Consider the following 11,250-nt stretch of genomic DNA (forward strand, 5'->3'; position numbering starts at 1 on the left):
AAATTTAATCACCAAAACCGTTGACTATAGTCAACAAAAAATCATCAAAAATCTATCTAAATCATCGTTTTAAAAACCTCTAAATTTTTTATATCAACACATACAACATTCATTTTATTTTAGAATCAACCGTATATAAAGTTTCAATTGTTCGTTGTTTGAGCGATTATATCTTATCCAGTTCCTATCTAATTCTAAATCAAACTAACACCGAATCTTTATCACTATCCTGCTTCCCTTTCTTATCATTCTCCAGTAAGAAAATCGTTTTGTTGATTTCTCAACTTATACTATTATGGATAGCACCAGGGAAATTAATGAAGAAATACAATTAGAACGAACAAAAAACCCTGTAAAATTTATCCCACTTTAATGGGCAGTAAGACCCCCACCTCAAAATTCAGCGAAAGCAAAGAATTTAGGTGGGGGTCGGGCTGCCCATTAAAGTCCGATTGGTTCAACTAATAATCAGTGGGGGATGAAGAAAACCCCCACTGATTAAAGTTTCACTTTATTACAGAGTTTTTTGCCAAGTATTTATTGTTTTGCATAACGAATACGAACATTATCGTCCATATGATAAATTTGTAATGTGTTTCCATCATAGTTTTGTAATTTATACATCATACTATCATTTGTTAACTTTACTTCTTGACCGTCTTTAACTGCTTTGGTTACTTTTAAGGATAGCTGGAATGACGGAACATCTACCGCATATGTTCCTGTTAGGTAGTTATCTTTATTCGGATAAGAACCATTCGCATAGGACTCAAATGTTTTATCACCTTTTAGTACTAACGTAGTTTTTATGCCACTACCGTAATCAATACCCCAATTACCAATAATCTCAGTACCATCTTTGATGTTCTTCTCCATGTTTCCATAACTAATTCCTAACTCTTCACTTGTACCAACTGTACCTACAAATACTCCCGTTTTAGCTTGGCTTTTATCTGTTTGAGCCTGACTACCAGTAGTTGGGTTTGTCGGTGTAGGACTACTTGTTGTACTAGTAGATTTTTCTGTGGCTGTATCACCTTTTATTTCGGATCTTAACTTATCGAATGTAGGTTTCCAAATACGTTTTGCTTCCTCTAGTTTTGTATTTGCTTTATTTAAGATTTCCTTATCAGTCTCTAAGCTGAAGCCTTTCTCGTTGAATAACTTCTCTATTTCACTGAATGTTTCTCTTAGTTTACCTGTCGCTCTTTCAATCTCTTTTTGGTCTTCTTTATGTTTTGGCGGTGCGTAAATCTTCTCTATCTTATCAAATACTTTATAGATGTCTTTAATACTATCTAATACCTCAGCTTTTGATTTATTTCCATTTCTCAAATCCCTTACAGAAGCATCATAGTAATCAAATTGTCTTAACATATCCTGTTCAATGTCTAATAAATACTGTGCATAATCTTCATCTAAAACTCGAACCTTTTGAACATCTTTACTTTCTTCTTTCGAATTAGTTGATTTTTCTTTCGTTTCAGCAGCCTTAGATTTACTTGTTTCTTCTGTCTTTTCTTCTTTATTTGCCGAATCTTTTACTGTAACACAACCACTTAATAATATGGCAACTGGAACTGCAGCAGCTATTAGTTTTTTTACTTTCATACCTCATACCCCTTTAAGTCATTTGTTCTTAGTTGGTTTTACTACCGATACTCTTCGCTGCTTCTTCAAACAGTTTTGAGCCTTCTTGTGCTTTACTTAATGATTGATGCATTTTACTCTCATCTTCTTGGTCTAATGCATCAAAGAGAAGTTGGAAACAATCCGCATACAGTTCCATTGATTGCTTTATCTTCGCTTGTTCTCCCTGTAATTCAGGAGGCGCTTGTAAATTCTTCAGTTTCTTCGTTGTTGCCTTTGCTCCACCTAAACTCAGTTGTACTTCACTTTTCTTTTGTTTGTATGATTTTACGTCTGAATCTGCTATTCCTTCAATTAATTTCATTGTATCTTCAATTTGAGTAGCACTGTTTATAATATCTGCCTTGTACCTTTCAACATCTGAACCCGTTACCTTACCAGTTGAAGAACTAGAAGAAGTTGAATTATTTGAAGCAGAACTTTGTTGACTACTTGATGAACTACTATTTGTACCTTCACCTTTCGCTACAGATAAGCTATCCTCTTTCTTGCTATCAGTTGACTTACTCTCTTTCTCTACCTTTTGCGTTTCTTCTTTCTTTGGTTCAGCTTTCTTACCATCAGTTTCAATTGTAATACAACCGCTCAATAACATAACTGGTAACGCTAAACTTACTAATTTCTTTGCTTTCATGATTACTAATACCCCTTTATTTGTAAAATGTAGTGCAAACAAGTTAACATACTTAACTAACAAATTCCCCCCGAATAATTTCTTAGCATCTACTATCCATAGATTTCCTGTATATTCATAATCTTTCCATATATCATTTTACAGAGAATTACATATTTGGTCAAAGAGATTTATGTAGTCTTTAAAGAGACATTTACTAAACACAAAGGAATTTTAATCACAAAGAAAAGAAGCTAACAATAAATTGTTAACTTCTCAGCTGAAAATAAAATATTATCTTTCCTAATCTTTTCTAATATCTAGATTGTGATTGAATATTTGTAAGGTGAACATCATACATATCAATGATTTCAAGAAATCTATCAGCTTCACGGAAAACATGATCTGCTAATAACGGATGAATGATACTCTTTATTTTACATTGCTCAATTAAATCACGTGCTGTTTTCTTAAAGTCCCGAAGAGATGTAACCGACACACGATTTTGATCTAAAAATTGATCTAAAAGAGGGACTGTTTGGGATTGTGGTTTCATAGATTCTAAATCAATTGCTTGATACATCAATGCATCAAAATCATTGCTAAAATTCCGTGCTGTATCTACAAGCTTTCTTTCCGATGGATCAAGAAGATGACCAATAAATTTAGCATGGTCTGCCATAATCCGTAAAAAGAAAACATTTTCTTTAATAATAGCATCAGGAAGAGCATCTAATTTACCTTCATTTAATTGTATTAAACGTTTTCTAAAATAATCAGCTTCCCTACTCGTATGGTCAACTAACAGCGGAAAGTTATTTTGTCCTGGCAATTTACATGTGAGAATCAATCCTAAAATTTTTCGTTTAAATCCCCAAATATTAGTTGCGGCTTGTTGTACTTCTGAATTAAATCTTTTTATTTGTTCAGGATCTGTTTCATTTGTATAGGAATGCGCTATTTGTTCAATATGTTCAAACAATCGATAAAATTGATTCGCCTCTTCAATTAGTTGCGTATCCTCGCATCTAAACCCAAGGCGAAGAAAAAAAGAATGCTCTTTCATGATTCTAGACCAGAAACGAATTTCATTTAATGAACGCTCAACAAACATTACAGATGTAACACCTGTATCAGGATGTAATGATGTTTCATCCCTATGCATTGTTAATCCCCCCTCAGTAAATAACACGCTAGTTCCATTCTTATGAGTAGAAATATATATAAATACCATCAATAAAAGTTCAGGATGAATTTCGTATACACGCTCCCCAAAAAGAAAAAAGGCTACCACCTAGATGTAAACTCTTACTAGTTGGTAGCCATTCAAAATTTCTATTAAAGTAATACCGAATCCTTATCACTACTCTGATTACGTTTCTCGCGCTCTTCTTCTAAGCGCTTCATATACACTTCGCCTTCTTTTTCGATAAACTCATGATCCATCTCTTGCTCTTTTTTCGAAGTATATAAAACCATGTAGCCACTTAATACGATCCCAACGATTACAAGATACACCCACCATGGTAAAGTTTCCAATCAACTTCATTCCTTTCCTTAGACAAGCCTTATTAGTTTCACTGTATGAGGAAAGAAGTGGATTTATGCTTAAAATTTTATTGTGGATTCTTCGCGAAGAACGCTTGTACATATTCCATAAATTCGAATGGTTCCTGGCGAAACGGTGCGTGGTACCCTTTTTCAATGATATGGAACGTACTATTCGCAAATAGCTCATGATACAGTTCACCATTTTTCCAAGGAACGCTCTTATCGTGTCGTCCCCATATAATTAAAGTCGGAACCTTAATTTTATCGGCTTCCATCGCGATGCGGCGCTCTCTCATTTTCGTAAGCTGATCATAATGCTCTTTATCGTCGCGACTATTTTTTACCGCATTTTTATTATAATCTGCAATCTCTGTTACAGTTTGTAAGTCTGTCGATAATGGCGGCACTTCATAACTTTCTTTTTGCTGGAAAGACTCTATCCCTGTAGAATCTGCTAACACGAGATGCGTTACTGCATCCGGATGTAAATACGCTAAATTTAGAGACATCTCTCCGCCCATCGAATGACCAAGTACTGCGAATTGATCGTATCCGAGTTTCTTCATTAGTTTATAATATAAATTCACTTGCGCAGGAAACGAATACTGAAAATCAACCGGCTTCGAAGAACGTCCAAACCCTAAAATATCAACTGCTATAATTGTGTGGTCCTTTACAAGTTCCGGATAAATATCACTAAATCCATCAGATGAACCACCAAACCCGTGAAGCATAAGTAAAGGTGGTTTTCCCTCGCCAATTTGCTTAAAATAAATCGTCTGCCCATCAATCTGTGCCATACTCTCTTTCGTATGCAGCTTCATCATAACAGTATCTTTCACTTCTCCAACCTTCGCAATCGGCTTATCAACAAAGTTACATACGATAAGCAAAACGAGCACAATACCGCTAACTAAATAAAACTTAAACCGTTTCAACATTCCCGTCTCCTTTCTCTTGTTGCTATTTAAAGTTTTTACATTTTTTGGTTGTTTTATGATTAATTTTAATTGTAACTACATCAGTTACAATTATATTAAAAAAATATTACTCACTACCATTAGTGATGGTTATTTTGTAACTATTATAGTTACATATTTAAAGTAAGTCAATTCTTTTATCTACATGGCATAAAAACAAAAAAAGGGACTTCATGTTGAAGTCCCTTTCTTTGTTTTTATAGTTGGCTTACTCCGCCACCATCGCCTCTATTATCTACTGGTGCTCCGCCATCTCCTTTATTGAAGTTGGCTGGCGCTCCTCCACCGTCCCCAATACTTACATAGTCTGGTCTTGCTGGTGCTCCTCCTGTCTCTCCTATATTTAATGCTTGATTTGTAAACGCACTGTTAACTCCAATTGATAACGCACCTACTAACGCAATCCCCAACATTCCAAAGTGAATCTTTTTCATTATTTTAGCGCCCCTTTTTTTAATAATTTTCTTTGAGCTTTATGACTCATGTAAAAATAATGACTTGCTTTATTGTGATTCTCTTCTTTATAAAACCTTAGAGCCAACATTTCAGCGTATTCCTGTATACATTCCCATAGCTCTTCTTTTTTAAAATAATTAATACCTTCTAAAACTACTTGCTCTAAGCTTAATGTAGGTGATTTTTCGTTTACGCTTTTCAAAATCATAAAACGATATTGAAACTCTTCCTTATTTAATTCTTTACAAATATCCAAACCTTTTTCAACCAGATCTGCCGCCAATTGATATTGCCCTAATTTATAACATTCACGCGCTTCAACAAATAGCGCTTTAAAAAATTTCGGCTGTTTTTTTGTAACTTCGGATGCATGGCGAACTGCAAGTTCCGATAAATCTTGACTAGCATACAAAAAGGCTAAATTATGACGCACCATTAAAATATATTTTCCGTAATTTACCTTTTGGAAAATATCCATAGCAGTATTAAAGCTTTCTTCCGCGAGTTCATAATTTTTCAAATCTACACAACACAGACCAAAAGCATTTTCACATAGTGCTATATTTATTTCGCAACCTATATGGTTTTTGAACTCTTCTTTCGCTTTTCTCAAATAATCAATTGCATTAACTTGTTGATATGTCTGATAGTAAAAATTACCCATACGATAATCAAACTCTGCATTTTCTAAAGAGTGCGAAACATATTTCAGTAGTTCATTTGCTTTTTCATAACTTTCCTTTGCATCGCTATATCTAGACATTGAAGTGCAATATATTCCTTTAAAAAAATGATAATAATACGCTAAAAACCCTTTAGTTGGAATTTCAAAAGATTCTATTCTCTCAAAACTATTTTCTTTTATATTCAACCAATCCGTCAGCATTTTATATCTAAAATCTAATAAGGTAAAATACAAAGATAACTCCTGATCCACATCCAAACCACTAATCTTACTATCAATCTCCTCTTTCATCTCCGTGGCTTTCTCTATGTTTTGCTGCAACATTACACGATACCAATCATCTAAAGAGTGTTTCATTTGCTCCCTTGTTACTACATCTGCTCCCATACACCTGCATCTCCTTTTCTCAAACTTACAAAATTAGGATATTTATACAATTATCAAAATTGTATAGTATCACCTCTTTTCTATGTATTGAAAAATAATTGTCAGAAAATTTATAATTTAAATGAATTATACCAAATATTTCTATTTAGAAAACTTGAGAAACATTTTTCAGAAAATTTTATAACCCAAATAAAAAAGCAAGCAATTCTAGCGATTCGCTAAAACTACTTGCTCTCCTACTTACTATCTCTATTGTTACTCTTTAATAAATTCCTTCGTGCTTCTCACTGTATCAATTGGACGAACTAATTTTTCAATTTCTTCACGTTTTGGCTCTAAGAACGGAGGTAATGATAATTTTTCGCCAAGTGTTTCGTATGGCTCATCTCCCATAAACCCTGGGCCATCTGTTGCAAATTCAAATAAGATTTGCGGCGCAACTCTTGCGTATAATGACTCGAAGAAGTGACGGTCTACATAACCAGATGAAGGAAGCCCTACGCTACTGATTCTCTCGATCCATTCTTCTAATACAGCGCGATTTTCTACGCGGAATGCAGCATGGTGCACTGTACCAAAACCTTGTCGTGCTTCTGGAAGAACCGTATTATGTTCTACAATGACAGAAGCACCGTTTCCGCCTTCGTTTACTTCAAATAAATAGAATTCTCCTTCTTGCGCAACCTCTTTAAATAATAGAACTTTTTCTAACACTTCTTTGAAGAAACTAAAGTTTGCAATGCGGATAAATACAGGTCCTAAGCCAGTAATTGCATATTCTAATGGAACTGGTCCGTTTTGCCAAGGTGTACCTGATTCGATCCCTTTATCAAGTTCATCTGAGATTAATTGATAGTGTTGGTCATCAAAGTCAACGAAAGATAGAGTTTTCTTACCAAATTGCTCTTTAATGCCTGTATGTTCTACTTCCAGACGGTCAAAGCGTTTCACCCAATATGCTAACGCTGCATCAGTTGGAACACGGAATGACGTTTTTGAAATTTCATTTGTACCGTGTACTCCTTTTGGAATACCTGGGAAGTCAAAGAATGTCATATCTGTTCCTGCACTACCTTTATCATCTGCAAAGAATAAATGATACGTTTGAATGTCATCTTGGTTTACTGTTTTTTTAACTAAACGCATTCCTAAAACGTGTGTGAAAAACTCATAGTTTTTTTCTGCACTACTTGTAATCGCTGTAACGTGGTGAATTCCTTTTAATTGGTTCACTTTATATTCCTCCAATGGTTTTTAAATTTATGTTTTCTCTTCTATTACTTCTCTTCAATAGGTGCTAAATTCGCTTCAATTTCTGCACGCTGATCTTCTAGGAACGGTGGTAAATCAAGTTTTTCTCCTAAATGTTCCACATCTCCATCAACTGTAAATCCTGGTCCATCTGTCGCAATTTCAAATAGAATTCCGTTTGATTCGCGGAAATATAAGCTTTTAAAATAGAAACGGTCGATGATTCCTGAAGACTGGAAGCCTCTTTGTATCACCTGTTCTTCCCAATAAGCAAGCTCTGCATCATTTTTCACACGAATTGCTAAATGGTGAATGCTACCGCGGCCTGGCTTTTCAGTAGGACCATCTAAATATTTCACAACCATTTCTCCAAAAGCCTCGCCTTTAATGGATTGAAAAATCGCTTCCTCTTCGCTGCGGCTAACCTCTGTATAACCAAACATCTCTGTAAGTGTACTTGCCATTTTATCAAGTCTACGAACTGTCATTTCCACAGAACCCATTCCTTGAATTTGATGCTCTGCAGGAACTTCTGATTTCTCCCACGTTTCCCAGTGCTCCACTTTTTCTCCATTTGAAACGAGTAGTACTAAGCGAAGACCTTCAGCATCCTCAAATTGCAAAGCAGGACGATTTGCGTATGTTTTTATTTCACTATGTTTCACATCAAATTTCTCAAATCGTTCTTTCCAGTAATGCAAGCTTTCCTCGGAAGGAACGAGTAATCCAATTCGAGTAATTGCATTCGTACCGCGATATGTTTTTCCTACTAAAGGCATTTCAAAAAATGATAATTCTGTACCCGGACTTCCTGTTTTATCTCCGTAAAATAAGTGATACATAGACGGATCATCTTGGTTTACTGTCATTTTCACACGGCGTAAACCAAGCACGTTTTTATAAAAATGGTTATTCTCACTTCCGTTTTTTGTAACCATTGAAATGTGATGGTGCCCTTTAATTTCATACATTGATAATTCCTCCGTTTCATTTTACTAGTCAAGTGATACCTAAAAAATAATATGCTTCTTAGCTTTTTAATTTATTCTCATTATATTTTTGTAAATTCATCTTAGTTTTTACTGAATACGTTACTTTTTTTAATCGAAAGCAACTGAGTGTATGTTTTTCATATGACTCAATCGCTTTCGTTACTATCACTTTACATCTCAAGTGATTAAAAAGCAAGTGATTTATCTCAAATTCGAGATGTTTTTTTATTGCATAACATTTTGGACTAGAGAATGATTTCGTAAATAAAAAAACATTAGTGGAGAGAAGAACCGTCAATCTAGATTAAAGTTGCAACGCCATCAGCAAAACAAAACATCATCAAATCAGGAGATTTCTCCCCCTATGAAACACCAGATGGGCAACTTAATGGATTGAAAGGATACCTTGATTGTAGATGTTGGTGGTATGAGGTTAAGTAAGATAAGAGACTAGCCTTCTTTTACAAATTCAATGTTGATTCTATTAACTTTAACTTCAATTTCAACATAATTGTTAAAGTATTCACTATGTTCCAGGAATATTTCATCTTCGTCTATAATAATAATCCCTGCATCAATAAACCAACGATTTAATATTCCACTGATACGATACTTGAAAGAATTATCCATTCTCTTTAAATTTTTCACTCCATCTATTCCTTCATTTATTTCAATATCATCAAAAACTGTAATGTCGAGAATAACAGGATAACTTTTTCCTTCTTCAATTTTATATGGACAAACAGTGGAGAATCCCGTAACGTTTACTTGTTTTTTGCGGATAACTTGTGCATAACGTCCATCCGTTAAAACGTACTTTACGATGACTTCAAAAAATAACACAACTCTTTATTTTCCCCTCTACTATCGTCGTACACTGTACATAGCCATTACAATCTATAAAACAACAATAAAAATTTAACACTTAATACACTTATAAAATTATAATGCTCTTTTAAATTTCTACGCTAAAATGCAAAAAAGCACTTGTTGCCTTTAATTGACAATCAAGTGCTTTAAGTTCATCTATTTTTAAGTAGCATAAATTTGTAAGTTTTGTAGTAACAGTATGACACCTTTTACATGTCATGACAACTACTACGTTAAATCTTACGAGTTTGTACGAGTTCGTTAGTTTCATATACATTCCGTGTGTTTATATTCATCATCCAGTAAAATGTCATCTCGCCTAAGCTCGTACCTCGTTTTCTTATTCTATCATTGCACATAGTACTCTATGATGGTACAACCATCATGGAGTATGCACTTTTAAACAACCTATTCTTTTTCTTTCCACTACAATAATAAGTTCTTTTCTTGTTGACTTGCCTTATGTGCTTTTATACCTTTTCAACTTTAAACATTAGATGCTCTTAATTACCTCATTAACAGATTTACTAAACATATCAGGGTCTTCATTTTTTATATCAATCAATAATTCTTTAATACTAATCGTAATTGATGGATCAAATTCCGAAAGTACTTTTCCATATGCTAATCTTACTTGAGGGTGATTAAGAATTCTATAATGTAAAATTTCTACCCATTCTTTTGCTGAGTTAATCATCTTCGGAACTGCTTTAGCAATACATACAAGTCCTTCTTCTATATTATTTTTATATAAGCTCTCTATTCCATGAATTAAACCAAACATAACCTCAAATTGCTCAGTCTCATCATCCAAAACTAAGCATAAATCTGTAATAACAGAGACGTCATTGTACTCTATTACTTCCATTAACGACTCATTAAAATCTCGTATCTCATTTTCATTTTCTAATAAACGATTATCATATAGTCTTTTTAGATGACTCTTAATATCCAAAGGTAATCATCCTTTCCATGTTTTATTTATCAAATAAATGCGGATACAGCTCTTTGTTTCTTTTAATAACTTCTCTTAAACCTTCTCTTATCTCAGCAGTATGTAAACCATCTTTTATATAAATTCTTCGAGCATCCAAAATATCATGAGCTAAGGCATCACGAAAGCTAAGGTTTAAATACGCCTTCGATTTTTCTCCTGATAGACCATATGTATATGTTTCACGATGTCTCCCACCGGTTCCAGGATGAGGTTGTTCCATATTCATACTCACACCATCATTCCTTTTTATACCAGCTTGTTTCATTTTCTCTGCAGAAGGCATATGATGTGGAGTAATATTATCAAAAGCAGTTCCTTGTTTCACAAGTTGTTTATAGGTTCCAACTTTTCCTTCATTAGTCAATAGAGCTTTACCCGTACCCTTAACTACATCGGCTCCTCCAACAGGTACCTTTTTAGCTGTATTTACAGCCTCAGTAGCCTTAGCAGTCATTTTAACTCCTTTTCCTACTTTAGCTATCTTTCCAAAGGGTGTAAGGCCGGCTACAGCCATGACACCTGCCCCAGCACGTTCCCACCCCGAAAGTTTTTCGCCAGTAGATGGATCAATACCATCCCAAACACGACGAACATCATACTCACCACTTATTTCCCCAGCTATATCCCTAGCTAATTTTCCACCATCAAAGCCTTTCTCTTCAGAAGATGTTTTACCGCACATTGCACCTTCTTCCATTGTAACATCTTGATCATCCGCATTGCGAAATTTTTCAGCAATTCGTTTCAAATCTTCTTCTACTTGTATAATTGAATTGATAGATGTAAAAGCTTTTGGTCGCGCATCATTGAACATTTGA

Annotated in this window: 13 protein-coding genes; 1 reads left to right on the top strand and 12 read right to left on the bottom strand. The window is 34.4% G+C overall.

All coding sequences use genetic code 11. From position 1 onward, the window contains the following. Window positions 1-537 precede the first annotated feature (537 nt). The 9 genes from KI369_RS00980 to KI369_RS01020 all read right to left on the bottom strand — a co-directional run bounded on the left by KI369_RS00980 (window position 538) and on the right by KI369_RS01020 (window position 8,544). A complete protein-coding gene (locus tag KI369_RS00980) occupies window positions 538-1,611 on the bottom strand; it encodes a DUF3994 domain-containing protein (RefSeq protein ID WP_212954793.1) in 1,074 nt (357 codons plus the stop codon). A gap of 28 nt (window positions 1,612-1,639) precedes the next feature. Further along, window positions 1,640-2,284 carry a DUF7018 domain-containing (lipo)protein gene (locus KI369_RS00985; protein ID WP_212954794.1) on the bottom strand — a complete coding sequence of 215 codons (645 nt, stop codon included), beginning with the start codon at window positions 2,282-2,284 and terminating at the stop codon, window positions 1,640-1,642. Between the two features lie 292 nt (window positions 2,285-2,576). Then, the gene (locus KI369_RS00990; protein WP_212954795.1) at window positions 2,577-3,428 is read right to left on the bottom strand and encodes a DUF2935 domain-containing protein; all 852 of its coding nucleotides are present in this window, start codon (window positions 3,426-3,428) and stop codon (window positions 2,577-2,579) included. Between the two features lie 173 nt (window positions 3,429-3,601). Continuing rightward, window positions 3,602-3,802 carry a sporulation YhaL family protein gene (locus KI369_RS00995; RefSeq protein ID WP_212954796.1) on the bottom strand — a complete coding sequence of 67 codons (201 nt, stop codon included), beginning with the start codon at window positions 3,800-3,802 and terminating at the stop codon, window positions 3,602-3,604. Window positions 3,803-3,879: 77 nt separating this feature from the next. Further along, entirely contained in the window at window positions 3,880-4,752 is an 873-nt protein-coding gene (locus tag KI369_RS01000) for an alpha/beta fold hydrolase (protein ID WP_212954797.1), read from the bottom strand. Between the two features lie 239 nt (window positions 4,753-4,991). Beyond that, a complete protein-coding gene (locus KI369_RS01005; RefSeq protein ID WP_212954798.1) occupies window positions 4,992-5,228 on the bottom strand; it encodes a Phr family secreted Rap phosphatase inhibitor in 237 nt (78 codons plus the stop codon). Continuing rightward, complete coding sequence (locus KI369_RS01010) at window positions 5,228-6,322, bottom strand: response regulator aspartate phosphatase (RefSeq protein ID WP_212954799.1); 1,095 nt, start codon at window positions 6,320-6,322, stop codon at window positions 5,228-5,230. Before KI369_RS01010 ends, KI369_RS01005 begins: the two co-directional genes overlap by 1 nt. A gap of 255 nt (window positions 6,323-6,577) precedes the next feature. Further along, window positions 6,578-7,555 carry a ring-cleaving dioxygenase gene (locus KI369_RS01015; protein ID WP_017561264.1) on the bottom strand — a complete coding sequence of 326 codons (978 nt, stop codon included), beginning with the start codon at window positions 7,553-7,555 and terminating at the stop codon, window positions 6,578-6,580. A gap of 44 nt (window positions 7,556-7,599) precedes the next feature. Continuing rightward, window positions 7,600-8,544, bottom strand: coding sequence for a ring-cleaving dioxygenase (locus tag KI369_RS01020; RefSeq protein WP_212954800.1), 945 nt, complete (start codon window positions 8,542-8,544; stop codon window positions 7,600-7,602). 414 nt (window positions 8,545-8,958) lie between these two features. Here KI369_RS01020 and KI369_RS29845 point away from each other — a divergent pair, with 414 nt between their 5' ends. Beyond that, window positions 8,959-9,006 carry a hypothetical protein gene (locus KI369_RS29845; RefSeq protein WP_242400465.1) on the top strand — a complete coding sequence of 16 codons (48 nt, stop codon included), beginning with the start codon at window positions 8,959-8,961 and terminating at the stop codon, window positions 9,004-9,006. Window positions 9,007-9,015: 9 nt separating this feature from the next. Here the strand turns inward: KI369_RS29845 and KI369_RS01030 are convergent, their stop codons facing one another. The 3 genes from KI369_RS01030 to KI369_RS01040 all read right to left on the bottom strand — a co-directional run. Then, entirely contained in the window at window positions 9,016-9,348 is a 333-nt protein-coding gene (locus KI369_RS01030; RefSeq protein WP_306467520.1) for a UCP019853 family protein, read from the bottom strand. Between the two features lie 580 nt (window positions 9,349-9,928). Next, entirely contained in the window at window positions 9,929-10,390 is a 462-nt protein-coding gene (locus tag KI369_RS01035; RefSeq protein WP_000351979.1) for an Imm30 family immunity protein, read from the bottom strand. Window positions 10,391-10,412: 22 nt separating this feature from the next. Next, window positions 10,413-11,250 (bottom strand): pre-toxin TG domain-containing protein (locus tag KI369_RS01040; RefSeq protein WP_238484900.1); only part of this gene is annotated, 838 nt, incomplete at its 5' end.

This window comes from Bacillus sanguinis (genome assembly GCF_018332475.1).
GTDB classification, from domain to species: domain Bacteria; phylum Bacillota; class Bacilli; order Bacillales; family Bacillaceae_G; genus Bacillus_A; species Bacillus_A sanguinis.

Excerpts from the sequence above, each read along its gene's own strand:
- KI369_RS00985 (WP_212954794.1), bottom strand. The coding sequence starts at position 2,284 with ATGAAAGCAAAGAAATTAGTAAGTTTAGCGTTACCAGTTATGTTATTG.
- KI369_RS01020 (WP_212954800.1), bottom strand. The coding sequence starts at position 8,544 with ATGTATGAAATTAAAGGGCACCATCACATTTCAATGGTTACAAAAAAC.
- KI369_RS01005 (WP_212954798.1), bottom strand. The coding sequence starts at position 5,228 with ATGAAAAAGATTCACTTTGGAATGTTGGGGATTGCGTTAGTAGGTGCG.
- KI369_RS01010 (WP_212954799.1), bottom strand. The coding sequence starts at position 6,322 with ATGGGAGCAGATGTAGTAACAAGGGAGCAAATGAAACACTCTTTAGAT.
- KI369_RS00980 (WP_212954793.1), bottom strand. The coding sequence starts at position 1,611 with ATGAAAGTAAAAAAACTAATAGCTGCTGCAGTTCCAGTTGCCATATTA.
- KI369_RS00990 (WP_212954795.1), bottom strand. The coding sequence starts at position 3,428 with ATGCATAGGGATGAAACATCATTACATCCTGATACAGGTGTTACATCT.